Below are 25,720 nucleotides of genomic sequence, written 5' to 3'. Positions count from 1 at the left end.
TCATCAAATCCAAGTTTCGTCGTGAAACTCCGGCCTCTGGCGCGCTCCTGTTGCACCTAAAATTCCGAATGTAAAGACAAGTGACCACAAAGCTTGCTTGCAGGGGAGGGTGGGATCAGCGCGCGCGAAAGCCGGCTGTTCTGCCACTGCAGCAGCAGGTACGCCGGGGATGGATTTCCGACTTCTCGACTGGTCCGCCTGGGCGGACGGTCTGGCTTCGCCTCAAGACTGGCACGCATGGGCGCGTCGGTCCGCCGGCGTTCCCCAGGTTGGCGCCGCGCCAAATCTGCCGGACGTGCCAGCAATGACCCGGCGCCGGCTGGGACGGCTTGGGCGCATCTGCTTCGAAGTTGCGCGGCGGGTCCATACGGGCGCGCCCGAACTGCCGGTCGTCCTGGCTTCTCGTTATGGAGACGCTGAGCGTGCACTCGAGCAGCTGGGTTTGCTGGTCGGGCCGGAAGGCGCCTTGTCGCCGACCGGGTTCGGCCTGTCGGTGCACAACGCAATCGGCGCCATTCACTCCATCGCCACGGGGTCGCGCGCGAATGTGACCGCGGTGGCCGCGGCGGGCGAGACCGCCGCCGCCGGCTTGACCGAAGCGGCCTGCCTGCTCGAGGACGGCGTGCCCGAAGTGGTGCTGGTCTGCTATGACGAAGACCTGCCGGCGGCATACGCGCGCTTCCAGGACGGCCCGATCGGTGCATGGGCCTGGGCCTGGCGCATCGGCCGCGCCGATGATGCCCACGAACGCTTGTCGCTCGTCGCTGGGCAGCCGTCGGACGGTGGAGGGTTGCAGGCCGGCTCGCTGCCCGACGGGCTGGACGTGCTGCGCTTCGTGCTGTCCGGCGACTCACGGCTCGAGCAACGGCATGCGGGGCGCTCGTGGATCTGGGGACGGCATGCTGCAAGCCATTGACCGTCTCTGGCGAACGTTCGCGACGGGGCTGTGTTTCGCGAGCTTCGGCCTGGGCGGATTGTTGCTGCGCCTGATCGTGTTTCCGGCGATGACGCTGATCGTGCACGAACACCGTCTGCGCATGACGCTGGCGCGAGCCCTGATTCGGCAGTCGTTCCGGCTGTTCGTGTGGATGATGCGCAGCGTCGGCGTCATCAGCGTCGAAGTGCGCGGTGCCGAACGCCTGGCGCGCAAGGGCCTGCTCGTGCTGGCCAACCATCCTTCGCTGATCGACGTCGTGCTGCTGATTGCGCTGCTGCGCGATCACGATTGCGTGGTCAAGGAGGCGCTGCGGCGCAACCCCTTCACACGCGGACCCGTGGAAGCCGCGGGGTTCATCACCAACGACGGGGGCCCGGCGCTGGTCGACGCCGCGATCGCTTCGGTGCGCAGCGGCAGCAACCTGATCATCTTTCCCGAGGGCACGCGCACGGCGATCGACGGCGAAGGCCCGCGGTGGCAGCGCGGCGCTGCCAATATCGCCGTGCGCGGCGGGTTGCCCGTGACGCCGGTGCTCATCCGTTCCACCCCGCCGGTGTTGCGCAAAGGCGAGCCCTGGTGGCGGGTGCCCCAGCGGCGGGCTCACTTTGTGCTCGATGTCCGTGAAGACATCGATGCACGCCCCGCCATCGATTCGGCGAGCAGCGAGGCGCAGGCCGCGCGCCTTTTCAACGAGCAGCTGCGCAACTACTTCACCAAGGAGCTGACCGTCCATGCAAACGCGTGAACTCGAAACGGAGATCAAGGAACTGCTGATCTCGTCGCTGGCTCTCGAGGATCTCGGCCCCGAGGACATCGACCCCGCGCAACCGCTGTTCGTCGAAGGTCTCGGCCTGGATTCGATCGATGCGCTGGAACTCGGTCTGGCGCTGCAAAAGCGCTATGGCGTGACGATGAGCGCCGACGCTCAGGAGGTTCGGCAGCACTTCGCGTCGGTACAGGCGCTGGCCAAATTCGTTGCCGCGCAGCGCACGCTGTGATTCAGGCGGCCGCGAGGAGGAGAACCCGATGACCCAAGACGAGATCCTGGCGCGCATGACGCAGATCTTCCAGGAAACCTTCGATATCGAGCCCGAACGCGTGCGCCCCGAGGCGCGCCTTTACGACGACCTCGACATCGACAGCATCGACGCCGTCGACCTGATCGTCCAGCTCAAGCCGCTGGTGGGGCGCCGCCTGCAGCCCGAGGCGTTCAAGTCGGTGCGGACCGTGCAGGATGTCGTCGATGCGCTGCACGGCCTCATCCACACGCCCGCGTCGGCCTGAGGAAGGGCCGCGTCCGCATGCTGCTGAGACTGCTGGCCGGCGCACTGACCGTGACCTACCCGCTGCTGGTGTGGTGGAGCCTGGGGCATTTGTCGGTGCGCTGGTTGGCGTTCGGCCTGATCGCCGTGGCCGCACTGCAGTGGGCCTATCGGCGCGCCGATGAAACGCGTGCCGGCGCCTATGGCCTGCTGATCCTCGCCATGGCGCTTCTGCTCGGCGTGACGGCGCTCGTGGCCGATGCGGTGGCGCCCTTGAAGCTGTATCCCGTGGTGGTCAATGCAGCGCTGTTGTTGTTGTTCGGCGCGAGTCTCATGCGCGGGCCCACCGTGATCGAACGGTTGGCACGCTTGCGCGAGCCGGAACTTCCCCCAGCTGCCGTGCAGTACACGCGCCGCGTCACGCAAGTCTGGTGCGGCTTCTTTATCGTCAACGGCAGCATCGCCGCGGCGACGGCGTTGTGGGCCGACACGCCGACCTGGGCGCTGTACAACGGCCTGGTGGCCTATGTGCTGATGGGTCTGCTGTTCGCCGGCGAGTGGTGCGTGCGGCAGAGCCGGCGCGCAAGGTTGTCGCGTGGCTGAACTGTTCCCTCTCGCGGCGCTGGCGCTGCCGGGCCGGGATCCGGCGGGCGTCGTCGCCTTGCGTGACGGCCGGCCGCTGATGCGAGCCGACTGGTTGGCGGCGATCGATCGCTGGCAGGCGGCGCTCACATCACCGCTGGCCCGGTCGGTGGCGCTCCATCACGACGATCCGTTCGAATTCTCCGCTGCACTGTGGGCTGCCTGGCACGCCGGGTTGCGGGTCGTGGTGCCCGGCAACCGGCAACCTGCAACGGTCGAGCGCATCGAGGCACAGGTCGACCTGATGGCCGGTCAACTTCCGCGCGGCCTGGAGCCGGTCGATGCAGCGTTGCCTTCAGCGCGCGTTGCGCTCGATCCACAGCGCTGCGAGCTGGTGTTGTTCACCTCCGGAACCAGCGGCGAGCCTCTGGCGATCGGCAAGACCCTGGCGCAACTCCAGGCCGAGATTGAGGTGCAGCACGCGCTGCATGGGCACGCATGGGCCGAGGTTGCCGGGCTCCAAGTTCATGCCACGGTGTCGCATCAGCACATCTACGGCCTGCTGTTTTCTCTGCTCTGGCCGCTGGCCGCCGGACGTCCATTCGAGACGCGGCGCATCGTCTACCCGGAGGAAATGGTCGCCCGCCTGGCCGCCTCGCCTTCGCTGCTGGTGGCCAGTCCGGCGCACCTCAAGCGCCTGCCGGACACCCTCGCGTGGGACCGCGTGCGCGGTCGCATTCGCGCCGTGCTGTCGTCGGGCGGCCCGCTGCCGCCCGAGAGCGCTCGAGAGTCCGGCGAGCGGCTGGGCGTCGCGCCGATCGAGATCTACGGCAGCTCCGAAACAGGCGGCGTCGCCTGGCGGCAGCGCGCCGTGCATGGCGACACATGGCAACCGTTGCCGCGCGTTTCGTGGCGCATCGAGGACGACCAGCTCGAGCTGCGCTCCCCCTTCCTTCCGAACGGCGACTGGTATCGCACGAGCGACCGCGTCTCGGCCGTCGACGGCGGCTTCGAGCTGCTCGGCCGCGTCGACCGCATCGTCAAGATCGAGGAGAAGCGTGTATCGCTGACGGCGATCGAGCAGGCTCTGCGGGCCACGCCGTGGGTGGCCGACGCGCGGACGCTGGTCCTGCCCGGCGCCGGCGCGGGCGAGCGCATCGCGGCCGTCATCGTGCCGAGCGAGGCGGGCTGGTCGCGCATCGAGGCCGAAGGCCCGCGCAGCTTGCGCGAGTCGCTGCGCGAGGCGCTGAGCGCGCACGTGGAACGCGTTGCACTGCCGCGGCGATGGCGCGAGCAGCTTGCGCTGCCTTTCAATGCCCAAGGCAAGGTCACATCGGCGGCGCTGGCGGCGCTTTTCGAGCGCGAGTCCGGTCTTCCGACGCTGCATTGGCAGCGACGCGATCCGATGGCCGCCGAGGCGCGCCTGTGGCTCGCGTGCGGCCATGCCGCCTTCGACGGGCATTTTCCGGATCAACCGATCTTGGCCGGGGTGTTGCAGGTCGATTGGGCCGTGGCCGCCGCCCGCGAAGCCTTCGGCCTGCGCGGCGCCGTCATGCGCCTTGAGGCGCTGAAGTTCCAGAAGGTCATCCGGCCCGGCATGCGGCTGACGCTGGCGCTCGAGTGGCGCGCGCAGACATCGGTGCTGGCGTTTTCCTGGACGTCGCAGGCCGGCGTGCATGGCGGCGGACGTGCCGTATTCGAGGAGACCCGCCATGGCTGAGCCCATGCTTCGCCCGGTGGCCGTGATCCCGGTCTACAACCATGGCTCGAAGGTGGGCTCGGTGGCCGAGCGGGTGCGCGCCTGGGGCCTGGACTGCGTGCTGGTCGACGACGGCAGCGAGCCGGGCTGCGCGGCCGTGCTCGATGGCCTCGCGCGAAGGGACGGGGTCATGCTCGTCCGATTGGCCCGGAACCAGGGCAAGGGCGGTGCGGTTACGGCCGGGTTGCGCGCTGCGCGGCAGCGCGGCTACACGCATGCGCTGCAGATTGACGCCGACGGCCAGCACGACACGGCGGACATCCCGGCCTTCCTTGCGCTGTCGCGCTGCAAGCCAGAAGCGGTGATCGCGGGGCGACCGATCTATGACGGCAGTGTGCCGATCGGTCGCCTGGTGGGGCGCTACGTCACCCACGTCTGGGTCTGGCTCCATACGCTGTCGTTCACGGTGCGCGATTCGATGTGTGGCTTTCGCGTCTACCCGCTGTCGCCGGTGGTGGCCTTGCTCGATCGCGTCTCGATTGGCAGGCGCATGGACTTTGACATCGAGGTGCTGGTGCGCCTGGTGTGGGCGGGCGTCGAAGTCGTGCAGCTGCCCACGCGCGTGACCTATCCGCAAGGCGGCGTGTCGCACTTTCGCGTGTGGCGCGACAACTTGCTGATCACGTGGATGCACACGCGGCTGTTCTTCGGCATGTTGCCGCGTGCCCCGAGACTTCTCTGGCGCAAGGTGGTCGCGTGAGCACGGCGACCCCAGCGCGTCACTGGGCCGCCATCGGCGAAAGCACGAGCGTCGCGGGCATCTGGACGCTGTGGGCGGTCTACCGCCTGTTCGGGCGCGCGCCGATGCGGCTGGTGCTCTATCCGGTCGTTGCCTGGTACTGGGCCACGCGGCGCGCAGCGCGTCACGCCTCGCTCGACTACCTGCGCCGCATCGAGCTGGCCCACGGTGCGCTCGGGCACGCGCCCGGGTGGCGCGACACGCTGCGGCACTTCTTTTCGTTCGCCGAAACGCTGCTGGACAAGCTGCTGGCCGTCAGTGGCCGCGCCGGCCTGTCAGGCGTGCGCAGCGAGGGACGAGGGGAGATCGCCGCGGCGCTCGCCAGGGGCGATGGCGCGTTGGTCGTGACGGCGCATGTCGGTTGTCTGGAAATGTGCCAGGCGCTGGCCGACCACGGCCAGCGCTGGCGGTTGACGGTGCTGGTCCATACGCGCCACGCCCAGCGCTTCAATGCCGTACTGCGCCGCCTCAACCCGCGCCAGCGCATCGAGCTGCTTCAGGTCACCGAAGTCGATGCCGCCACCGCGACAACGCTGCAGCAGCGCATCGCGGCCGGCGGCGTGGTCGCGATCGTCGGCGATCGCGTGCCGGTGCGGCAGAGCAAGACAGTGAGCCTGTCGTTCCTCGGCCGCGAAGCCGAGTTCCCGGTCGGCGCCTACGTGTTGGCCGCGCTGTTCAAGTGCCCGCTGTACTTCATGGGTTGTGTGCGCGAGCCAGGGCGCGGCCATGTGCAGGTTTTCGAGCTGCTGGCCGCGCGCGTGGAGCTGCCACGCGGCGATCGGGAGCAGGCCATGCGGTATTACGCCGCGCGCTATGTCGCCGCGCTCGAGCGCTTGCTGCGGCGCGCACCCCTCGAGTGGTTTAACTTCTTCGACTTCTGGGCGCAGCCAGCCAATGGCGCGCCGCATCGGAACGATCGCCAATGACTACTGCAGCCCATCCGGTCACCTTCGACGGCCGGCGCCTGTCCATCGAGGACGTCGTCTCGCTGGCCACGCGCGCGCGACGTGCCGAGCTTGGCCGCGATCCGGCCTTCCTGCGTCGCATCGCCCAGGGTGCCGAGCTGATCGATCGGCTGCTGCGCGAGGACGGCGTGGTCTACGGCGTGACCACCGGCTACGGCGACTCGTGCACGGTGAACGTGCCGCTGCCGCTCGTGCCCGAGCTGCCGCACCACCTCTACGCGTATCACGGTTGCGGCATGGGCCGCTTCCTCGCGCCCGACGAGACGCGCGCGGTGTTGGCTGCGCGCCTGCAATCGCTTGCGCAGGGACACTCGGGCGTCAGTGTGGAGCTGCTGCAGCAGCTCGAGCGGCTGCTCTCGCACGACGTGCTGCCGCTCATTCCGGCCGAAGGATCGGTCGGCGCCAGCGGGGATCTCACGCCGTTGAGCTACGTGGCCGCGGTACTGTGCGGCGAGCGCGAGGTGTGGTTCCAGGGTCATCGGCGGTCGGCCGGCGAGGTGCTGAACGAGCTCGGCATCGAGCCGTTGAAGCTGCGCCCGAAGGAGGGCTTGGCGATCATGAACGGCACCGCGGTGATGACGGCGCTGGCCTGCCTTGCCTTCGACCGCGCGGCCTATCTCTCGAAGCTGGCAACGCGGCTGACCGCCTGCAACGTGATCGCCTCGGACGGCAACCCGGCCCACTTCGAGGAGGCACTGTTTGCGGTCAAACCGCATGCCGGGCAGCAAGGCGTTGCGCAGCGCTTGCGCACCGAGCTGACTGGCGCCGCACTTGCCGCCGGCCATCGGCTGCAGGACCGATATTCCCTGCGCTGCGCACCCCACGTGATCGGCGTGCTCGAGGATGCGCTGCCCTTCCTGCGAGCGCAGATCGAAAACGAGCTCAACAGCGCCAACGACAACCCCATCATCGATGCCCAGGGCGGCCGCGTGCTGCACGGCGGCCACTTCTACGGTGGCCACATCGCTTTCGCGATGGACAGCCTCAAGACCCTGGTCGCCAACCTCGCCGACCTGCTCGATCGCCAGCTCGCGCTGCTCGTCGACACCCGCTTCAGCCACGGCCTGCCGGCCAACCTGTCCGGCGCAGCCGGCGAGCGCGCGCCGATCAACCACGGGCTGAAGGCGCTGCAGATCAGCGTGTCCGCCTGGACGGCCGAAGCGCTCAAGCTGACGATGCCTGCCTCCGTGTTCTCGCGCTCTACCGAGTGCCACAACCAGGACAAGGTCAGCATGGGCACCATCGCCGCGCGCGACTGCCTGCGCGTGATCGAGCTGGTCGAGCAGGTCAGCGCCGCGATGCTGATCGCCGCGCGCCAGGGACTGCTGCTGCGTCGGCGCGTCAACGCGTCGCTGCGGCTGGGCGATGTGCTGGCCGCGTTCGAGGCTGACCTGTCCGACCGCATCGAGCCTGTGATCGAGGACCGTGCCCTCGATGCCGACTTGCATGCCTTGTGCGGCGCGATCCGCGCTCAAGCCTGGAGGCTGCAATGACGCGCGATCTGAGCTGTGAAGTCGAGATCGTGCCGGCTTTCCACGACCTGGACCCGATGGACATCGTCTGGCACGGCAACTACGCGCGCTACTTCGAGATTGCGCGCTGCGCGCTGCTGGACCGCTTCGACTACGGCTACGTGCGCATGAAGGAATCAGGCTATGCCTGGCCGATCGTCGAACTGAGGCAGAAATTCATCCGCCCGGCCACCTTCGGCCAGAAGCTGCTCGTGCGCGCCGAGATCACCGAGTGGGAGAACCGCCTGCGGATGAACTACCTGATCCGCGACGCCGCGACCGGCCACAAGATCCACCAGGCCACCAGCACCCAGGTTGCGGTCGACATGCGCACGCGCGAGATGTGCTTCGTCTGCCCGCCCGTGCTGTGGGAGCGCCTGGGGGTGGCTCCATGATGCCGGCGCGGCGCGGGGCGCTGCTGTTCCTGATCGTCATGCCGCTGGCGGTTGGCGCCGCGCGTGCGGGTTCGCTGATCGAAGGCTTGCAGGAGCGCCTGTCCGGCCAGGGCCCGGCACTGCGTGGTGACTTCGAGCAGCAACGCCAATTGCGCGGCGCGCGCCAGCCTCTGGTGTCGCGTGGGGAGTTCCTGATCGTGCGCGAGCGCGGTGTGCTCTGGCGCACGCGCGAGCCGGTGGCGTCGGCGCTGGTCGTCACCCCGCAGGCCTTGCGCGTCATGGGCGAGGATGGTCGGCTGCTGCGCCAGCTCGACGCCCAGCGCCTGCCGGGTCTGCGCGAGTTCACCCAACTGATGCTGGGCCTCCTCGCCGGCGACCTGGGGCCGCTGACGAGCCAGTTCCGCATCGACGGTTCGCTCAACGGCGCGCATGGCTGGACGCTGGTCCTCGAGCCGCTTTCGGGCGCGGTGGCCTCGCAGATGGCCCGTATCCGCGTCGAGGGCGACCGCTACGTCCAGCAGGTGATCATCGAGGAATCGGCTGGCGACCAGACGGTGATCCGCTTCTCGTCTCAGCGCGCCGGCGAAGCGAGCGCCGTCGAACGCACGCTGCTCGATCCCAAGGGAGCCTGAAGCGGCGATGTCCCTGAGCCTGTCTACATCGCGCCGCGATCGCACCACGTCTTGGCCGGCGCTGGCCTGGTTGCTGGTCGTGCTGGTCATTGCGGTTCACCAATGGCATTGGTGGCGCACGCCCGATGCGCTCGATACCGACGTCATGGCGCTGCTGCCGCGCGACGGCGGTGCGCGCCACGCCGATCGCCTGTCGCAGCAGTTGGCCATGTCGGCGGCCCGTCGACTGGTCGTCCTGGTGGGGGCGGACGATGCGGTGGGCGGTGCCCAGGCCGCCCGGATCTTCGAGCAGGCGTGGCGCGAAGCCGCACCCGAGCTGCTGCCGGTGCCGCAGGTCGATGCAGCGCAGACTGTCGCCTCGCTCGCGCCCTGGCGTGACCGGTTGCTCAGCGAGGCTCAGCGCGAACAGATTCGAAGCGGCTCGCCACAGGCCCTGGCCGAGGCTGCGCTAGCTGATCTGTATCTGCCGGGGTTCCTGCCGCGCCTTGGCGCCTGGGGCGATGACCCGCTGAATCTGGGCGCGGCCTGGTGGCGAGAACGCATGCTGGCCACGCCGGTTCAGTGGCGCGATGGCCATGCTGTGGTCGAGGCGGACGGCAGGGTCTGGCACGTGCTGCTGCGCGAGTTGCCCGGTTCAGCCTTCGCGCTCGATGGCCAGGTGCGCCAGCAAGCGGCCATCGCACGCGCCGAGGCGGCGGCGCAGGCTCTGGTACCTCACACACGCGTGCGTGCTGCCGGGATTCCTTTGTTCGCCGAGGCTGCAGCACAGCGGGCCAGCGTCGAGATCAACGTGATCGGCTGGGGCTCGCTGGCGGCCATCGCGATCTTGATGCTGCTGGCGTTTCGCTCGCCCTTGCCGCTGCTGACCGTGGCACTGTCCCTGGCGGTCGGCTGCGCGGTCGCCGTCAGCGCCACCGCGTGGCTGTTCGGCCAGGTGCACCTGATCACGCTGGTGTTCGGCGCCACGCTGATCGGTGTGGCCGAGGACTACGGCATCCACTACTGGGCCGCGCGCACTTCGGCGCCGAGCGAGACGGCGCCGTCGCTGATGAAGCGTCTGATGCCTGGCATGCTGCTGGCCCTGCTCAGCACGGTGGCCGCCTACGCGGTGCTGGGCGCGGCGCCGTTCCCGGGACTGCGCCAGATGGCCGCGTTCTCCAGCATCGGTCTTGTGGCGGCCTTCCTGACGGTGGTGTGCTGGATGCCGTGGCTCGACAGCGGCGCGAAGCAGGGCGCGCTTGCGCGAGCCATCGGCTCGAGCCTGCTGCGCTGGCCGCGCTGGACTCTGCCGCGCACGCGGCGCGACTGGTGGTTCGCAGGTGTCGGCGCGGCGCTGGTCATCGTGGCCGGCGCCTTCGGCATGGCGCGGTTGAGTGCCAGCGACGACGTTCGCCAGCTGCAGTCAGCGCCGGCCGCGTTGATCGACGCCCAGCGCGAGGTCCAGCGGTTGCTGCGCGGGCCAAGCCCGGCGCAGTTCATCCTGGCCTGTGCCGCCGATGCAGACGCCGTGCTGGCGGTCGAGGAGGCGGTGCGGCCCCATCTCGCCGCGCAGCAGTCGCAAGGGCGACTCATCGGCTGGCAGGCGCTGTCGGACTGGGTGCCCTCGGCTGCACGCCAGCGCGAGAACGCCGCCTGGGTGGCGGCGGCAGAGACGGCCGTGCGCACCTTGGCCGCCGCGCAGCTCGGCGACGTGGCGCGGCGCGTGCCGCTGCGTGCCGGTGAGGCGCTCACGCTCGAGCACTTTCTTTCGCTGCCGATCGGCGCGCCGATGCGTGCCCAATGGCTTGCCTCGGGCGACCGAGGAGCCTGCAGCGCCATCTTGCTTGACGCGCCGACGCACGCGGGCATCGATGCGCTCGCAGTGGCGCTCGCCGACGTCCCCGGGGCCGAGATGGTGGACCGCCCCGCACGCATCTCGGCCACGCTGGCCACCTACCGCGTCGCGATGAGCTGGCTGCTGGTGGCCGGCTTCGCGCTCGTCTATGCCGTCCTGTGGCATCGCTTTCGTGCCGCCGCTTGGCGTGCCTGGCTGCCGACGCTGGTGGCCACCGGGCTGACCTTGTCGGTCCTGGGTTGGATGGGCGAGCCGTTCCAGCTGTTCAACGTGCTGGCGCTGATCGTGCTGCTCGGCGTCGGGGTCGACTACGGCATCTTCCTCGTCGAACACCGTGGGGACCCGTCGGCGTGGCTCGCCGTCGTGCTCGGTGCGGCCAGCACGCTGTTGTCCTTCGGGCTGTTAGGCCTGTCGACCACGCCCGCGCTGCGCGCCTTCGGGCTCACGCTGGCGCTGGGCCTCGCCTTCGTCTGGGTCCTTTCGCCGCTGCTGCGGCCCGCCTTGCCACGTTCCGGCCACTGACACCATGCTCACCAAGCGTTTCTCTCCCGCTCGCCAGACCGCATTTGCCGCCCGCTACGAAGCGCAGAAGATCGCCTTCGGCCCCGTGACGTTCCAGTGCGTGCGCTATGCCTGGAAGCGCGGCATGCTGCAGGCGCTGGCGGAAGCGGGCGAGCGCGGACGCAGCGTCACCGAGCTGTCGGCCGACGGTCGCTGGAGCGAGTACGCGCTCAAGGTCGCGCTTGAAAGCTGCCTGGCCGCCGGCGTGGTGAGCCTTGTCGAGGAGCGCTACGTGCTCGACAAGGCCGGCTACTGTGTGCTGAGCGACTCCATCACGCAGGTCAACATGGACTTTGTCCATGACGTCTGCTACCAGGGGCTCTACGATCTCGACCGCTCGCTCGATGAACAGCGCCCGCTCGGCCTGGGCGCCCTGGGCGAGTGGCCGACCATCTACCAGGGCCTGGTCGAGCTACCGGAGCCGGCGCGCAGCAGCTGGTTTGCGTTCGATCACCACTACTCCGACACCTCGTTCCCGACGATCCTGCCGGACGTGTTCGCGACCGCGCCGCGTCGCATCATGGACATCGGGGCCAACACCGGCAAGTTCAGCCGTGCCGCCCTGGGCCACGGCACCGACGTCGAGCTGCATCTCGTCGATCTGCCGCAGCAGCTGGCCGTGGCCGAGAGGACGCTGCGCGATGCCGGCTTGCTGGAGCGTGCGCAGCTGCATCCGGTCGACCTGCTCGATCTCGCGGCGCCGCTTCCCGGCGGCATGGACCTGGTATGGATGAGCCAGTTCCTGAGCTGCTTCAGCGAGCCGGTGATCGAATCGATCCTGACGCGCGCCGTGGCGGCACTGAACCCGGGCGGGCAGGTGCTGATCCTCGACACCTTGTGGGACCGTCAGCAGTACGACATCGCGGCCTTCTGCCTGATCAACACTTCGCCGTACTTCAGCGCGATGGCCAGCGGCAACAGCAAGGTCTATCGGGCCGCCGACTACGTGCGGCTGTGCGAGGCGGCCGGCCTCAAGCTGCTGACGGTTCGCGACGGGATCGGCTACTGCCACTCGTTGCTGCGCTTTGCGCTTGCCTGACCGAGTCCGCGCAATGAGTTGCTTCCTCAACGAACTCGGCATCGTCTGCTCGCTGGGCTCGGGCCACGGAGAGCTGCGCGGCGCGCTGTGGGCGGCCGACGCGCCACGCGGCATCACGGTCAGCGAGCACTGCAGTCCGGGCCGCCCGTTGCCGCTGGGCTGGGTGCGCGGTCCGTTGCCTCCGGTCGCTGGCTGGCCGCTGGAGCACCGCAGTCGTACCAATGCCCTGGCGGCGCAGGCCCTGGCGGCGATCCGCACGGCGGTCGATGCCGCGATCGAACGCTTCGGTCCGCGCCGCGTTGCGGTCATCGTCGGCGGCAGCACGGCCGGCGTGCCGGAGGGTGAGGCGGCCGCCGCGTGGCGCGAGCGTCATGGCGACTGGCCGAACGACTACAACTATCGCCAGCAGGAGATGGGCTCGACGTCGCGCTTCCTTGCCTGGATTCTGGGCGTGCAGGGACCGGCCTACACCGTCTCGACCGCCTGCTCCTCGGGCCCCAAGGCCATGGCGTCAGCGGCCCGTTTGCTGCGAGCCGGCGTGGTCGATGCCGTCGTCACGGGCGGAGCCGATGCGCTGTCGCGCTTCACCGTGGCGGGCTTCGGCTCGCTCGGCTCGCTGTCGGCCGAGCGCAGTCGGCCGTTGTCGGTTCACCGCGACGGGCTTAATCTCGGCGAAGGGGCGGCCTTGTTCCTGATGACGCGGGAACCGGGTCCGGTCCGGTTGTCCGGCTGGGGCGAAAGCTCCGATGCACACCACATGTCGGCGCCGGACCCGAGCGGCGCAGGTGCCAAGCTGGCGATCGGCCAGGCGCTGCAGCGTGCCGGCGTGGCGGCGACGGCGATCGACTACGTCAATCTCCACGGCACCGGCACGCCTCACAACGACGCGATGGAGTCGCTCGCAGTCGCCGAGCTGCTGGGCCGCGAGGTGGCCGTCAGCTCGACCAAGCCGCTGACCGGCCACGCGCTCGGCGCGGCCGGTGCGATCGAAGCCGGGTTCGCCTGGCTGTCGCTGCTCGACAATCCGCGCGGCCACCTCCCCGGTCATTGGTGGGACGGCGAGTACGACCCGGCGATCGCGCCGCTGCGCGTGGCGCGACCCGGAGAGCGGCTCGGTCGCCCACTGCGTCACGTGGCGAGCAACTCGTTCGCCTTCGGCGGCAGCAATGCCTGCCTCGTGCTGTCCGAAGGCTAGAGCGATGAACGAAGCGATCGAAGACTTCATTCCGCACCGAGGCCCGATGCGACTGGTCGATCGATTGATCGCCGCCGACGATGAGGCCGCGACCGTCGAGGCCGACGTGCCGAGCGAAGGCCGCCTCGTGCGCGACGGCCGCATGCCCGCCTATGTCGGCATCGAGCTCATGGCCCAAGCGGTGGCGGCCTGGGCCGGTGCGCGCGCACGCCGCGCGGGGGCCGCGCCGCGCACTGGCTACTTGCTGGGCACGCGCCGCTTCGAAGCCCGTTGTGCCGGGTTCGAAGCCGGAACCACGCTTCGCATCGACGTACGCTGCGAGCTGATCGGCGATGCGGGCCTGGGAATGTTCGACTGCGCCATCGTGCAGGCTGGCGACACGCTGGCAACTGCCCGCATCTCCGTTTACGAGCCGCGCGAGGAAGCGCCGGCACAGATTCCATGACGAACGAAGTACGCACGGTGCTGGTCACCGGATCCAGCCGCGGCATCGGCCGCGCCATCGCGCTGCGCCTGGCGAGCGACGGCTTCGCCGTGGTTGTCCACGGACGCAGTGCCAGCGCGGCTGCCGACGAAACGCTGGCGGCGGTGCGCGCGAGCGGCGGCGAGACACGGCTGCTGTGCTTCGACGTCGCCGACCGCGACGCGGCATGCACGGCCATCGAAGCCGACATCGAACGCCACGGCGCCTACCACGGCGTGGTCTGCAACGCGGGCATCGTGCGCGATGCCGCGTTCCCGGCGATGACCGGCGACGAGTGGGACGGTGTCATCCACACCAACCTCGACGCCTTCTACAACGTGCTTCACCCGGCGGTGATGCCGATGGTGAGGCGCCGCAGATCGGGCCGCATCGTGACGATCGCCTCGGTTTCCGGTCTGACCGGCAACCGCGGGCAAGCGAACTACAGCGCCGCCAAGGCCGGCCTGATCGGTGCGACCAAGGCCCTGGCCGTGGAGCTCGCGAGTCGTGCGATCACGGTCAATTGCGTCGCACCCGGGTTGATCGACACCGAGATGGTCGACCCTCATGTGCTGGACGAGGCCATGAAGCTGATTCCAGCCAAGCGCATGGGTCGTGCCGAGGAGGTGGCTGCGGCCGTCTCCTTCCTGATGTCGGACGACGCGAGTTACGTCACGCGGCAGGTGATCTCGGTCAACGGAGGCATGTTCTGATGAAGCGCGTCGTGATTACCGGTGTGGGCGCGATCAGCCCGCTCGGCAACGACTGGGCCACGGTGGAGGCCGTGTTGCGCGCGCGCCGCAATGCGGTGCGCGTGATCGACGAATGGCAGGACATCGAGGGCCTGAACACGCGGCTTGGGGTGCTGGCGCAGCCATTCGACTTACCGGCCCACTACAACCGCAAGGCCACGCGCAGCATGGGCCGCGTGGCGCTGATGGCGACGCGCAGTGCCGAGATGGCGCTCGAGGACGCCGGTCTGCTCGGACACGAGCTGGTCACGAGCGGACGCATGGGCATCGCGTTCGGGTCTTCCGCCGGTACGCCCAGCGCAACGGGGGACTTCGGCCGCCTGTTCACGAACAGATCCACCGAGGGCATCAACGCCAACACCTACATCAAGATGATGTCGCACACCGCCGCTGTGAACATGGGCGTGTTCCTCGGCCTCACCGGCCGGATCGTGACGACGTCGAGCGCCTGCACCTCCGGCAGCCAGGGCATCGGCTACGCGTTCGAGGCGGTGCGCAGTGGCGTGCAGACGGCCATGCTGGCCGGTGGGGCCGAGGAACTGGATGCCAGCGAGGCCGCCGTGTTCGATACGCTGTTCGCCACCAGCGTGCGCAACGATCGGCCCGACCTCACGCCGCGCCCCTTCGATGTCGACCGCGACGGGCTCGTGCTCGGCGAAGGCGCCTGCACGCTGGTGCTCGAAGAGCTGGATCATGCGCGTGGACGCGGCGCGACCATCCTGGCCGAAGTGGTCGGCTACGGCACGAACAGCGACGGTCGGCATGTGACCCAACCCGATCCCCGCACGATGGCCGTTGCGATGCGGCTGGCGCTCGAAGACGCCGGCTTGCGGGCCGAGCAGATCGGATACGTCAATGCGCACGGTACCGCGACGGCGCCAGGCGACGTGGCCGAGTCGGCCGCCACACACGCCGTGTTCGGCGCGGGGACGCCGATCAGTTCGCTCAAGAGCTATATGGGCCACACGCTCGGCGCATGCGGCGCCCTGGAGGCGTGGATGACGGTGCGCATGATGCTGTCCGGCTGGTTCGCGCCGACGCTCAACCTCCAGAACCCCGACCCGGCCTGCGCCCCCCTCGACCACGTCATGGGCGAGGGCCGAGCGATCGAGACCGACCTCGTGATGAGCAACAACTTTGCCTTCGGCGGCATCAACACCTCGTTGGTGTTTCGCCGCTGGATCGAATGACCCTTTCCTTCGTCAACCACTCAAGGAGAACCGCGAGATGAGTCTTCCTGTCCGCTGCGCCGCCGCGTCGCTGCTGGTCGCCCTGAGCCTGGCCGGCGCGGCGCATGCGCGCCAGTCTGCGCTGGTCGAGCCGCCGCGCACGATGCTGGTCGCACCTGACGGCGCTGCCACCGCCGAACGCGTGAAGGCCGCTGTCATCACAGGTTCCAGCGGCCTGGGTTGGGTAGTTCGAGAGGACGAAGCTGGTCGCCTGCGCCTGTCCTACAACAAGCAGGGCAAGCACGAGGTCACGATCGACTGTCTGTACGACGCGCAGGGCTACCAACTCAAGTACGTGTCCAGCATGAACATGAACTACGAGAAAGATGCGGCGGGCGAGCAGATTCACCCAAACTACAACCGCTGGATCGCCAACCTGATCAAGACCATCGGCCAAGCCTACGGCGCATCGGCGCCGCGGTAAGCGTCGCGAACGGCACCCATCAACGACAACGACCACGGGAGAATGAAATGAAGAAGCTTGTCATTGCCGCAGCCCTGCTGGGATCGCTCAGCCTGTCCGCATTCGCGCGCGATACCGAATACCGGATCCCGCTGTCCGAGGTGCTCGAGATGCCTGAGGCCAAGGAGAAGCTCGACGGCTCGGTGAAGTTCTTTCTTGCCGGCCAGAAGACGCCGGTCATCAAAGAACGGCGCGGCGAAGATGTCTCCAACAAGAAGACCAACGGCGTCGGCAAGGACGATCGGTTTGGCTGCAAGTGGGCCGCGCTGTCCGCGCTCATGGCCTTCCAGGACAAAGCCAAGCGCCTCGGCGCGAACGCGGTCGTCGACATCGTCAGCTACTACAAGAAGGACACGGTCTCCAGTCCGACCGATTTCGAGTGCCACGCCGGCGCCGTGATCATCGGCGTGACGCTCAAGGGCAGCTACGCCGTTGTCGCGCCCTGAGGGACGGCGCCTGTGCTGCTGCTGCGCGTCGATCGCGTCGGCGCCTGCGTCGAAGCGATAGATCCGCACGCCGCGCTCTCGGTCGATGAGTACGCCCGCTGGAGCCGCTTCGCGTCCGTCCGCCGTCGCCGCCAGTTTCTTGCCGGCCGGCAGTTGCTGCGTCAGATGCTGTCGGCTCAGGTCGGAGCCGGTGAGGGGGCGATCGCAGTGGAACCGGGCGGGGCCTTGCGCGTCGCGACGCCGGGCCTGTGGGTCTCGATCAGTCACAGCGGCGAGTGGGTCGCTGCGGCAGTGGCCGACAGGCCCGTGGGCGTCGATATCGAAGTGCCGCGACCCGGTCGCGATCTCTCGCGCCTTGCCGAATCCATCGGTTCGCTCTCGGGCGGCAGCGCAGACTTCTATACGACCTGGACGCTCAAGGAGGCGGTCATGAAGCGCTGGGGCATGGGGCTGGACCTGGCGCGCATGCGCGCGCTCGGGGCGCAGCCTATAGATCCCCAGCATGCCAATGCGCAAACCGCGTCGCTCGAACTCGATGGACGGTCGCCGCTGCTCTACCTTGCCGTGGCGGCCGACGGTGTCGGGGACCTGAGCGTCGAAAGCACGTTGTCCTGGTGCCGGGAAACCGTCGCGCACTGGCAGTTGATCGGGGCGCATCCCAGAAGCCGTTCGCGTGGATAGGTGTGGGCCCGGCAGGCCCATTCACGGCCCAGGTGATCGTGTCAAACCCACCCCAGCAGCTCGCCCCACAGCAGCGCCCCCAGCATTCGATCGGGTGACAGCGCAAACGCGCCGGCCACCAGCGATCCGCCGATGTACAGGCCCTGCATCGTGCGACGGTGCTCGCGGATGCGCCCGTGCGCCACGCTCCAGATGCTGCGCCCCAGCAGCAGGAAGGTGGCTACCGACAAGAGGTGGATCCACGAGAAGCCATGCCAGCCGCTGCCGGGATGCCGGATGAACAGGCTGGACGTGGCGGCAACCAGCATCAACGTGACCCAGGCATAGCCCGCGGCCCGATGCGACCGGGTGCCCTTGCGAACCCACAATGCGATCGGGCCGAGCACGGTGGCGGCGGCCATGGCGCTCAGGTGGATGGCGACGGTCGGTGTCATGTTGATCGACTCCAGGCGGTGGAACGCGATGGAGAAGATCTTCGGCGCCGCCTTGATCCGACGCGATGTCGTTGCGATGAAGCGCGCGCCGGCGTCGCGAAACGATGCGTGCCTGCCGCGAAACGATGCCTGAGAGTCTCAGCGCCTGCGCCCACCCCCCAGCAGCGAGCCCAGCACCCCGCGGATGATCTCGCGCCCCACCGCCGAGCCGATCGAGCGCGCGGCCGACTTGGCCGCCGCGTCCAGCGCGCCCTCGCGCTTGCCGCCGCGCGGGCCGGTGGAGCCGAACAGGATGTCGCCCAGCCCGCCGAGCACGCCGCCGCCGGCGTCGGGCGTGGGGGGCGGCACGGCCTTGCCGCGTCCGGCCTTGACCGCCGCCTCGGCTTCGGCCTGCATGTCCTGCGCGGTGTCGGCCGAGGTCGCGGCGCGTCCCTTGAGCTTCTCGTAGGCGCTCTCGCGGTCGACATGCTTCTCGTACACGCCGGCCACCAGCGAGCCGGCGATCAGCGCCTTGCGTTCGTCGGGCGTGATGGGGCCGATCTGGCTGCCCGGCGGGATCACGAACACGCGCTGCGTGATGCCGGGGCGGCCCTTTTCGTCGAGCAGGCTGACCAGCGCCTCGCCGACGCCCAGTTCGGTGATCGCGGTGGCGACATCGAGGTCCTTGTTGGCGCGCATGGTCTCGGCGGCCGACTTGACCGCCTTCTGGTCGCGCGGCGTGAAGGCGCGCAGCGCGTGCTGCACGCGGTTGCCGAGCTGGCCGAGCACGCTGTCGGGCACGTCGAGCGGGTTCTGCGTCACGAAATAGACGCCCACGCCCTTGGAGCGCACGAGGCGCACGACCAGCTCGATGCGCTCGACAAGCGCGGTGGGCGCGTCCTTGAACAGCAGGTGCGCCTCGTCGAAGAAGAACACCAGCTTGGGCTTGTCGGGGTCGCCGATCTCGGGCAGCAGCTCGAACAGCTCCGACAACATCCACAGCAAGAAGGTGGCGTACAGGCGCGGCGCGTTGAGCAGCTTGTCGGCGGTGAGGATGTTGATCACGCCCTTGCCGTCGGCGGTCTGCAAGAAGTCGCCGATGTCGAGCATCGGCTCGCCGAAAAACCGGTCGCCGCCTTGCTCCTCGATCTGCAGCAGGCCGCGCTGGATCGCGCCGACGGAGGCCGCACTGACGTTGCCGTACTCGGTGGTGAACTGGCCCGCGTTGTCGCCCACGTACTGCAGCATCGCGCGCAGGTCCTTGAGGTCCAGCAGCGCCATGCCGGCGTCGTCGGCGATCTTGAACACCAGGCTCAGCACGCCTTGCTGGGTCTCGTTGAGCGCGAGCATGCGGCCCAGCAGCAGCGGGCCCATGTCCGAGACGGTGGCGCGCACCGGGTGGCCTTGCTCGCCGAACACGTCCCACAAGGTGGCAGGGCAGGTCACTGGCTCGGGCTTGGGCAGGCCGCGCTCCTCCAGGATCTTGGCGATCTTGGGCGACAGCGAGCCGGCCTTGGCAATGCCGGTCAGGTCGCCCTTCACGTCGGCCAGGAAGACCGGCACGCCGATGCGGCTGAAGCTCTCGGCCAGCTTTTGCAGCGTGATCGTCTTGCCGGTGCCGGTGGCGCCCGTGATCAGGCCGTGACGGTTGGCCAGCTGCGGCAGCAGCGCGCATTCGATGTCGCCGTGTTTGGCAAGCAGGATCGGGTCGGCCATGGGGTCCTCTGTTCAGGGGGCGGTCGGTAGAATGCGGGCAATCCTAAGCTCACTCCAACAAAGAACATGGCCGGACATTCCAAGTGGGCCAACATCCAGCATCGCAAGGGCCGCCAGGACGAAAAGCGCGGCAAGATCTGGACGCGCATCATCCGTGAGATCACGGTCGCTGCCCGCAACGGCGGCGGCGACGTGGCGATGAACCCGCGCCTGCGGCTGGCGATCGAGAAGGCCAAGGCCGCCAACATGCCGGCCGACACGATCAAGAAGAACGTCGACAAGGCCACCGGCAACCTCGAGGGCGTGAGCTACGAGGAAATCCGCTACGAGGGCTACGGCATCGGCGGCGCGGCGGTGATCGTCGACACCATGACCGACAACCGCGTGCGCACCGTGGCCGAAGTCCGCCACGCGTTCAGCAAGTACGGCGGCAACCTCGGCACCGAGGGCTCGGTGGCGTTCCAGTTCAAGCACTGCGGCCAGTTCGTGTTCGCGCCCGGCACCAGCGAGGACAAGGTGATGGAAGTCGCCCTGGAAGCCGGCGCCGAGGACGTCGTCACCGATGACGATGGCGCCGTCGAGGTGCTGTGCGCGCCGGCCGACTTCGAGGCCGTGAAGGCCGCACTCGAGGCCGCCGGCCTCGCCCCCGAGCTCGCCGAGGTGACGATGCGCGCCGAGAACACGATCGCGCTCGAGGGCGAGGACGCCCAGCGCATGCAAAAGCTCCTCGACGTGCTCGAGGACCTCGACGACACCCAGGCCGTCTACCACAACGCCGAGCTCTGAACGCCCCCCCGCGGCGAACCTCTTGCTGAAGTCCCTCGAATGAAAGTCCTCGTGATCGGCGGCGGCGGCCGCGAGCATGCGCTGGCCTGGAAGCTGGCGCAGTCGCCCAAGGTGCAGATGGTCTACGTCGCGCCCGGCAACGGCGGCACCGCGCTCGACCTGCGGCTCGAGAACGTGCCGATCACCGAGGTGAAGGCGCTGGCCGACTATGCCCAGGCCGAGAAGATCGGCCTCACGGTCGTCGGCCCCGAGGCGCCCCTCGCGGCAGGCGTGGTCGACGAGTTCCGCGCGCGCGGCCTGCGCATCTTCGGCCCGACGCGCGCCGCAGCGCAGCTCGAAAGCTCCAAGGCCTTCGCCAAGGACTTCATGCGCCGCCACGGCATTCCCACCGCGGCCTACGACACCTTCACCGACGCCGACGCCGCGCATGCCTATGTCGACAAGCTCGGCGCGCCCATCGTCATCAAGGCCGACGGCCTGGCGGCTGGCAAGGGCGTCGTGGTCGCGACCACGCTGGCCGAGGCGCACGAGGCGATCGACTTCATGCTGCTGGACAACAAGCTCGGCGTGAGCCACAACGCCGGCGGCGCGCGCGTGGTGATCGAGGAGTTCCTGCAGGGCGAGGAAGCCAGCTTCATCGTGCTGGCCGACGGCAAGAACGTCGTGCCGCTGGCGACCAGCCAGGACCACAAGCGCCTGGGCGACGGCGATACCGGCCCCAACACCGGCGGCATGGGCGCATATTCGCCGGCGCCGGTGGTCACGCCGAACATCCACGCCAAGGCGATGCACGAGATCATCCTGCCCACGCTCGAAGGCATGGCCAAGGACGGCATCCCCTACACCGGCTTCCTCTATGCCGGTCTGATGATCGACGCCGACGGTAACCCCAAGACGCTGGAGTTCAACTGCCGCATGGGCGACCCGGAGACGCAGCCGATCATGATGCGTCTCAAGAGCGACCTGCTCGAGGTCATGACGCACGCCGCCGACGGCACGCTCGACCAGGTCGAGCTGCAGTGGGACCGCCGCGTCGCGCTGGGCGTCGTGATGGCGGCCAGCGGCTATCCGCTCGATCCGCGCAAGGGCGCGGTGATCAGCGGCCTGCCGGCCAACGGCCAGCAAAGCGCCGACGACGCGATGGTGTTCCACGCCGGCACCGCGTCGCACGACGGCGCAGTGGTCGTCTCGGGCGGACGCGTGCTGTGCGTCACCGCTTTGGGCGAGTCGGTTCGCACCGCGCAGCAGCGTGCCTACGAGGTGCTCGCGCCGATTTCGTTCGAGGGCATGCAGTTCCGCCGCGACATCGGCTACCGGGCCATCAAGCGCTGAGCGACGCTTGCGAAACGAGTCATTGCCGGTCACGTTCGAGGGCAGTGCCGCGGCCCGCGGGCTGCTGCGCGCGCTCGGCTGGCGCGTGCGCTTTCATGGCCTGCCGAGCAGGCAGGGCGTGATCGTCGTCTATCCGCACACCTCCAACTGGGACTTCCCGATCGGCCTGCTCGCCAAGTGGGCGATCGGCATCGAGCTGAGGTACTGGGCCAAGGACAGCCTGTTCCGGTGGCCGCTGTTCGGCCGCTGGATGCGCTGGGTCGGCGGCGTGCCGGTGGTGCGCAACGCGCCCAGCGGCGTGGTCGGGCAGATGGCCGAGCGCTTTGCGCAGGCGCGCGAGCGCGACGAACTGCTGTGGCTGGCCGTCACGCCCGAGGGCACGCGCGCCTGGCGCCCGCAGTGGCGCAGCGGCTTCTACCACCTGGCCCTGAAAGCCGGCGTGCCGCTGGGCATCGCCCGCCTCGACTGGGGTGCGCGCGAAGTGGCTTTCGACAGGTTTTTGGCCCTGAGCGGCGATATCGTTGCGGACCAGGCGGCGATTGCCGCTGCCTTCGCCGGCGTGCGCGGCAGGCGGGCCGAACTGGCCGGTCCGATCGAATTCAGGGAAGGTTCATGACTGTCGACACCGCGGCCGTGCGCCGCTGGCTGCTCGAGCTGCAGCAGGGCATCGTCGAGGCGATGGAAGCCGAGGACGGCGGTCGTTTCATCCGCGACGCCTGGCGCAAGCCGCCCGGCGAGCGCCTGCAAGGCGAGGGCATCACGCGCCTGCTCGAAGACGGCGCCGTGCTCGAGCGCGCCGGCGTCGGCTTCTCGCACGTCAGCGGGCCGAGCCTGCCGCCGTCGGCCAGCCAGCATCGGCCGGAGCTGGCCGGCGCGCGCTTCGAGGCGATGGGCGTTTCGCTCGTGTTCCATCCGCGCAACCCCTATGTCCCGACGGTGCACATGAACGTGCGCATGCTCGCGGCCTTTCCCCCCAACGGCGCACCGGTCACCTGGTTCGGCGGCGGCATGGACCTCACGCCCTACTACGGCTTCGAAGAGGACGCGCGGCACTTCCACCGTTGTTGCGCCGACGCATTGGCGCCGTTCGGCGCCGACAAGTACCCGCGCTTCAAGCGCTGGTGCGACGAGTACTTCTTCCTCAAGCACCGCAACGAGCCGCGCGGCATCGGCGGGGTGTTCTTCGACGACTTCGCCGAAGGCGGCTTCGACAACGCCTTCGCGATGACGCGGGCCGTCGGCGACGCCTTCCTCGGGGCCTGGCGGCCGATTCTGCAGCGCCGCCGCGACACGCCCTACGGCGAGCGCGAGCGCGACTTCCAGGCCTGGCGGCGGGGCCGCTACGTCGAGTTCAACCTGGTGTGGGACCGCGGCACGCTGTTCGGCCTGCAGTCCGGCGGGCGCACCGAGAGCATCCTGATGTCGCTGCCGCCGATCGTGAAATGGCGCTACGACTGGCAACCCGCGCCCGGCTCGGCCGAGGCGCGCCTGGCGAGCGACTTCCTGCGCCCGCGCGACTGGCTCGGCGAGGGCAGCTGATGGCCACTGCCAGTCCGTCCAGCCCGCTCAGGCGCATCGGCGTCTTCGGCGGCACCTTCGATCCGCCGCACATGGGCCACCTGGTGCTCGCGCGCACCGCCAAGGATCAGCTCAACCTCGACGGCGTGCTGTGGATCCCGGCCGGCCAGCCGTGGCAGAAGGCCGACCGGTCGATGACCGAGGGCGAGCATCGCGCCGCGATGGTGCGCGCCGCCATCACCGGCCATGCCGGCTTCTCGCTCGACCGCCGCGAACTGCAGCGAAGCGGCCCCAGCTACACCATCGACACCGTGCGCGAGCTCCAGGCCGAGCACCGCGGCGCAGCGCTGTACCTGATCATCGGCCAGGACCAGTACGCCCGCCTGCCCACCTGGCACGAATGGCGCGAGCTGGTCTCGCGCGTCACGTTGGCCGTGGCCGGCCGCGACGGCCAGCCGGCATCGACGCCGAGCGCCTTGCGCGGCACCTGGCACCGTGTCGAGCCGCTGTCCATGCCACCGATGGACGTCTCCGCCTCGCGCATCCGCGAGCACATTGCCGGCGGCGGCACGGCCGAATCGCTGGTCCCCGCCATGGTGCCCACGGTGGTCGCACGCTATATTGACCGTCACCACCTGTACCGCGCCGCTTCGCCCGCGGCCTGACTCCCCAAGCGCATGGATATCCGCAAACTGCAACGCGCCATCGTCGACGGCCTCGAGGACGTCAAGGCCCACGACATCCAGGTGTTCAACACCGAGCATCTGTCACCGCTGTTCGAGCGGGTCATCATCGCGTCGGGCACCAGCAACCGCCAGACCAAGGCGCTCGCCTCGAGCGTGCGCGACGCCGTCAAGGCCAGCGGCATGAGCGTGATGCGCACCGAGGGCGAGGACAACGGCGAGTGGATCATCGTCGACTGCGGCGCCGCGGTCGCGCACATCATGCAGCCGGCGATACGCCAGTACTACCACCTCGAAGAGATCTGGGGCGGCAAGCCGGTGAAGCTCAAGCTCGCCGGCGACGGCGAGGTGCGCCTGGTCAAGGCGTCCGAACCGATGGACGACGAGCCGGCGCCGAAGAAGGCCGCCGCAAAGAAGGCCCCGGCCAGGAAGGCGCCGGCCAAGAAGGCGGCCGCTAAGGGCGCCGCGGCCAAGACGCCCGCCGCCAAGAAGCCGGCGGCAAAGAAGACCGTCGCCGCCGCGAAGAAGCCGGCCGCGCCGGCCAAGAAGGCGCCGGCGCGCAAGGCGGCACCAGCTGCCAAGAAGCGCGGCGCATGAGGCTCACGCTGGTCGCGATCGGCCAGCGCCTGCCTGCCTGGGCCGAGACGGCCTTCGACGACTACTGGAAGCGCCTGCCGCCCGAGTGGCGCGCCGAGCTCAAGACGCCCAAGGCCGAGCCGCGCACGCTCGGCAAGCCCGTCGAGGCGCTGATGGCCGCCGAGGCTCAGCGCATCGAGGCCGCCTGTCCCAAGGGCGCACGCCGCGTCGTGCTCGACGAGCGCGGCACGCGGGTGACGACGGCCCAGCTTGCCGAACGCCTGACCGCATGGCAGCGCGACGGCCGCGATGTTGCGCTGGTGATCGGCGGACCCGACGGCCTGGATCCGGCCTTCAAGGCCGGCGCCGACGAGACGCTGCGGCTGTCGGACCTGACGCTGCCGCACGCGCTGGCCCGCGTGCTGCTCGTCGAGGCGCTGTACCGCGGCTGGTCGCTTTCCGCCGGCCATCCCTACCACCGCGAATGAATCCGCGCGCATGACGACCGGCCCCGAGTTCCTCTATCTCGCCTCGCAGAGCGCAAGGCGCCGCCAGCTGCTGACGCAGATCGGCGTGCGCCACGAACTGCTGCTGCCCGGCGACGACGAGGATGCCGAGGCGCTGGAAGCGGTGCTGCCGGGCGAGGCGGCGCTGGCCTATTGCGAGCGCGTGACGCTGGCCAAGCTCGGTGCTGCGCGCGCACGGCTGCTCTCGCGCAGCTTGCCGCCGGCGCCGATCCTGGCGGCCGACACCACGGTCGCGCTCGAAGGTGCCGACGGCGAGGACGAGATCCTCGGCAAGCCGCACGACGACGCCGACGCCGCGGCCATGCTGCAGAAGCTCTCGGGTCGCACGCACCGCGTGATCACCGCGGTGGCGGTGCTCGAGGCGCCGCATCCGGCCTTTGCCCCGCATGCGACGGTGCAGGTGTCGCTGGTGAGCTTTCGCCAGCTCGATGCCGACGAGATCGTGCGCTACGTGGCCAGCGGCGAGTCGCAGGGCAAGGCCGGCGCCTACGCCATCCAGAGCCAGGCGGCGGCGTGGATCGCGCACATCGAGGGCAGCCACTCCGGGATCATGGGGCTGCCGCTGTACGAAACGGCGCAGCTGCTGAAGCCTCTTGGCTGGCGGTTCTAGCTGGCGCCGGTTCCGCACGAAAAGGACCAGCCGAGAGCTTGCGTGGCTCCAGCTTCGCCGGTCCACCGTAAGGGCCCCCACGGGGGGCAGCGAGCGCCAGCGAGCGTGGGGGCC

The 25,720-nt window shown here is 69.2% G+C and carries 30 protein-coding genes; 28 read left to right on the top strand and 2 right to left on the bottom strand.

The features are described from left to right. The first annotated feature begins 169 nt into the window (after positions 1-169). The 20 genes from ACO2TI_RS02085 to ACO2TI_RS01990 are packed head-to-tail and all read left to right on the top strand — an operon-like array spanning position 170 to position 17,445. A complete protein-coding gene (locus ACO2TI_RS02085; RefSeq protein WP_423281775.1) occupies positions 170-916 on the top strand; it encodes a beta-ketoacyl synthase chain length factor in 747 nt (248 codons plus the stop codon). After that, positions 900-1,682: a lysophospholipid acyltransferase family protein gene (locus ACO2TI_RS02080; RefSeq protein ID WP_423281774.1), complete on the top strand. Its 783-nt coding sequence runs from the start codon at positions 900-902 to the stop codon at positions 1,680-1,682. The genes ACO2TI_RS02085 and ACO2TI_RS02080 overlap by 17 nt, the downstream gene beginning before the upstream one ends. Next, positions 1,669-1,935 (top strand): phosphopantetheine-binding protein, encoded by a 267-nt coding sequence (locus ACO2TI_RS02075; RefSeq protein ID WP_423281773.1) that lies wholly within the window; start codon positions 1,669-1,671, stop codon positions 1,933-1,935. The genes ACO2TI_RS02080 and ACO2TI_RS02075 overlap by 14 nt, the downstream gene beginning before the upstream one ends. 28 nt (positions 1,936-1,963) lie before the next feature. Continuing rightward, a complete protein-coding gene (locus tag ACO2TI_RS02070) occupies positions 1,964-2,221 on the top strand; it encodes an acyl carrier protein (protein WP_423281772.1) in 258 nt (85 codons plus the stop codon). Between the two features lie 17 nt (positions 2,222-2,238). Beyond that, positions 2,239-2,802 (top strand): hypothetical protein, encoded by a 564-nt coding sequence (locus ACO2TI_RS02065; protein WP_423281771.1) that lies wholly within the window; start codon positions 2,239-2,241, stop codon positions 2,800-2,802. Then, positions 2,795-4,501, top strand: a complete 1,707-nt coding sequence (locus ACO2TI_RS02060; RefSeq protein WP_423281770.1) for an AMP-binding protein — start codon at positions 2,795-2,797, stop codon at positions 4,499-4,501. Before ACO2TI_RS02065 ends, ACO2TI_RS02060 begins: the two co-directional genes overlap by 8 nt. Beyond that, entirely contained in the window at positions 4,494-5,240 is a 747-nt protein-coding gene (locus tag ACO2TI_RS02055) for a glycosyltransferase family 2 protein (protein WP_423281769.1), read from the top strand. The genes ACO2TI_RS02060 and ACO2TI_RS02055 overlap by 8 nt, the downstream gene beginning before the upstream one ends. Further along, the gene (locus tag ACO2TI_RS02050; protein ID WP_423281768.1) at positions 5,237-6,205 is read left to right on the top strand and encodes an acyltransferase; all 969 of its coding nucleotides are present in this window, start codon (positions 5,237-5,239) and stop codon (positions 6,203-6,205) included. The genes ACO2TI_RS02055 and ACO2TI_RS02050 overlap by 4 nt, the downstream gene beginning before the upstream one ends. Continuing rightward, entirely contained in the window at positions 6,202-7,737 is a 1,536-nt protein-coding gene (locus ACO2TI_RS02045) for an HAL/PAL/TAL family ammonia-lyase (RefSeq protein ID WP_423281767.1), read from the top strand. The genes ACO2TI_RS02050 and ACO2TI_RS02045 overlap by 4 nt, the downstream gene beginning before the upstream one ends. Further along, on the top strand, positions 7,734-8,150 hold the full coding sequence (locus tag ACO2TI_RS02040) for an acyl-CoA thioesterase (RefSeq protein ID WP_423281766.1): 417 nt from the start codon (positions 7,734-7,736) through the stop codon (positions 8,148-8,150). Before ACO2TI_RS02045 ends, ACO2TI_RS02040 begins: the two co-directional genes overlap by 4 nt. Next, a complete protein-coding gene (locus ACO2TI_RS02035; protein WP_423281765.1) occupies positions 8,147-8,782 on the top strand; it encodes a LolA family protein in 636 nt (211 codons plus the stop codon). Before ACO2TI_RS02040 ends, ACO2TI_RS02035 begins: the two co-directional genes overlap by 4 nt. 7 nt (positions 8,783-8,789) lie before the next feature. Beyond that, positions 8,790-11,138, top strand: a complete 2,349-nt coding sequence (locus ACO2TI_RS02030; RefSeq protein WP_423281764.1) for an MMPL family transporter — start codon at positions 8,790-8,792, stop codon at positions 11,136-11,138. A 4-nt stretch (positions 11,139-11,142) separates the two neighbouring features. Further along, the gene (locus tag ACO2TI_RS02025) at positions 11,143-12,216 is read left to right on the top strand and encodes a class I SAM-dependent methyltransferase (RefSeq protein ID WP_423281763.1); all 1,074 of its coding nucleotides are present in this window, start codon (positions 11,143-11,145) and stop codon (positions 12,214-12,216) included. Positions 12,217-12,229: 13 nt separating this feature from the next. Further along, positions 12,230-13,411, top strand: coding sequence for a beta-ketoacyl-ACP synthase (locus ACO2TI_RS02020; RefSeq protein ID WP_423281761.1), 1,182 nt, complete (start codon positions 12,230-12,232; stop codon positions 13,409-13,411). A gap of 4 nt (positions 13,412-13,415) precedes the next feature. Beyond that, positions 13,416-13,856 (top strand): hypothetical protein, encoded by a 441-nt coding sequence (locus ACO2TI_RS02015; RefSeq protein ID WP_423281760.1) that lies wholly within the window; start codon positions 13,416-13,418, stop codon positions 13,854-13,856. Continuing rightward, positions 13,853-14,587 carry a 3-ketoacyl-ACP reductase FabG2 gene (locus tag ACO2TI_RS02010; protein ID WP_423281759.1) on the top strand — a complete coding sequence of 245 codons (735 nt, stop codon included), beginning with the start codon at positions 13,853-13,855 and terminating at the stop codon, positions 14,585-14,587. The genes ACO2TI_RS02015 and ACO2TI_RS02010 overlap by 4 nt, the downstream gene beginning before the upstream one ends. Further along, positions 14,587-15,816 (top strand): beta-ketoacyl-ACP synthase, encoded by a 1,230-nt coding sequence (locus ACO2TI_RS02005; protein ID WP_423281758.1) that lies wholly within the window; start codon positions 14,587-14,589, stop codon positions 15,814-15,816. The genes ACO2TI_RS02010 and ACO2TI_RS02005 overlap by 1 nt, the downstream gene beginning before the upstream one ends. A gap of 37 nt (positions 15,817-15,853) precedes the next feature. Beyond that, positions 15,854-16,279, top strand: a complete 426-nt coding sequence (locus tag ACO2TI_RS02000; RefSeq protein ID WP_423281757.1) for a hypothetical protein — start codon at positions 15,854-15,856, stop codon at positions 16,277-16,279. A 47-nt stretch (positions 16,280-16,326) separates the two neighbouring features. After that, the gene (locus ACO2TI_RS01995) at positions 16,327-16,764 is read left to right on the top strand and encodes an excinuclease ATPase subunit (RefSeq protein ID WP_423281756.1); all 438 of its coding nucleotides are present in this window, start codon (positions 16,327-16,329) and stop codon (positions 16,762-16,764) included. 12 nt (positions 16,765-16,776) lie between these two features. Then, positions 16,777-17,445 carry a 4'-phosphopantetheinyl transferase family protein gene (locus tag ACO2TI_RS01990; protein ID WP_423281755.1) on the top strand — a complete coding sequence of 223 codons (669 nt, stop codon included), beginning with the start codon at positions 16,777-16,779 and terminating at the stop codon, positions 17,443-17,445. Between the two features lie 41 nt (positions 17,446-17,486). Here ACO2TI_RS01990 and ACO2TI_RS01985 read toward each other — a convergent pair whose 3' ends face one another. Together ACO2TI_RS01985 and ACO2TI_RS01980 are read right to left on the bottom strand one after the other, a co-directional pair. Continuing rightward, positions 17,487-17,879, bottom strand: a complete 393-nt coding sequence (locus ACO2TI_RS01985; RefSeq protein ID WP_423281754.1) for a DUF2306 domain-containing protein — start codon at positions 17,877-17,879, stop codon at positions 17,487-17,489. A 138-nt stretch (positions 17,880-18,017) separates the two neighbouring features. Continuing rightward, positions 18,018-19,574 carry a helicase HerA-like domain-containing protein gene (locus ACO2TI_RS01980; protein WP_423281753.1) on the bottom strand — a complete coding sequence of 519 codons (1,557 nt, stop codon included), beginning with the start codon at positions 19,572-19,574 and terminating at the stop codon, positions 18,018-18,020. A 66-nt stretch (positions 19,575-19,640) separates the two neighbouring features. Between ACO2TI_RS01980 and ACO2TI_RS01975 the strand changes: the two genes are divergently transcribed. The 8 genes from ACO2TI_RS01975 to ACO2TI_RS01940 are packed head-to-tail and all read left to right on the top strand — an operon-like array spanning position 19,641 to position 25,606. After that, positions 19,641-20,360: a YebC/PmpR family DNA-binding transcriptional regulator gene (locus ACO2TI_RS01975; protein WP_423281752.1), complete on the top strand. Its 720-nt coding sequence runs from the start codon at positions 19,641-19,643 to the stop codon at positions 20,358-20,360. Between the two features lie 39 nt (positions 20,361-20,399). Next, complete coding sequence (purD, locus tag ACO2TI_RS01970; protein ID WP_423281751.1) at positions 20,400-21,692, top strand: phosphoribosylamine--glycine ligase; 1,293 nt, start codon at positions 20,400-20,402, stop codon at positions 21,690-21,692. A gap of 7 nt (positions 21,693-21,699) precedes the next feature. Then, on the top strand, positions 21,700-22,308 hold the full coding sequence (locus tag ACO2TI_RS01965; protein WP_423281750.1) for a 1-acyl-sn-glycerol-3-phosphate acyltransferase: 609 nt from the start codon (positions 21,700-21,702) through the stop codon (positions 22,306-22,308). Further along, positions 22,305-23,231 carry an oxygen-dependent coproporphyrinogen oxidase gene (hemF, locus tag ACO2TI_RS01960; RefSeq protein WP_423281749.1) on the top strand — a complete coding sequence of 309 codons (927 nt, stop codon included), beginning with the start codon at positions 22,305-22,307 and terminating at the stop codon, positions 23,229-23,231. The genes ACO2TI_RS01965 and hemF overlap by 4 nt, the downstream gene beginning before the upstream one ends. Further along, positions 23,231-23,875 carry a nicotinate-nucleotide adenylyltransferase gene (nadD, locus tag ACO2TI_RS01955; RefSeq protein ID WP_423281748.1) on the top strand — a complete coding sequence of 215 codons (645 nt, stop codon included), beginning with the start codon at positions 23,231-23,233 and terminating at the stop codon, positions 23,873-23,875. The genes hemF and nadD overlap by 1 nt, the downstream gene beginning before the upstream one ends. A gap of 12 nt (positions 23,876-23,887) precedes the next feature. Continuing rightward, complete coding sequence (rsfS, locus tag ACO2TI_RS01950) at positions 23,888-24,490, top strand: ribosome silencing factor (RefSeq protein ID WP_423281747.1); 603 nt, start codon at positions 23,888-23,890, stop codon at positions 24,488-24,490. Next, the gene (rlmH, locus tag ACO2TI_RS01945) at positions 24,487-24,957 is read left to right on the top strand and encodes a 23S rRNA (pseudouridine(1915)-N(3))-methyltransferase RlmH (protein ID WP_423281746.1); all 471 of its coding nucleotides are present in this window, start codon (positions 24,487-24,489) and stop codon (positions 24,955-24,957) included. The genes rsfS and rlmH overlap by 4 nt, the downstream gene beginning before the upstream one ends. A gap of 10 nt (positions 24,958-24,967) precedes the next feature. Beyond that, positions 24,968-25,606 (top strand): Maf family protein, encoded by a 639-nt coding sequence (locus ACO2TI_RS01940; RefSeq protein ID WP_423281745.1) that lies wholly within the window; start codon positions 24,968-24,970, stop codon positions 25,604-25,606. Positions 25,607-25,720: the final 114 nt, after the last annotated feature.

This window comes from Caldimonas sp. KR1-144 (assembly GCF_049446155.1).
Taxonomy (GTDB): domain Bacteria; phylum Pseudomonadota; class Gammaproteobacteria; order Burkholderiales; family Burkholderiaceae_C; genus Rivibacter.
This window is presented reverse-complemented; position numbering and strand designations above follow the sequence as displayed.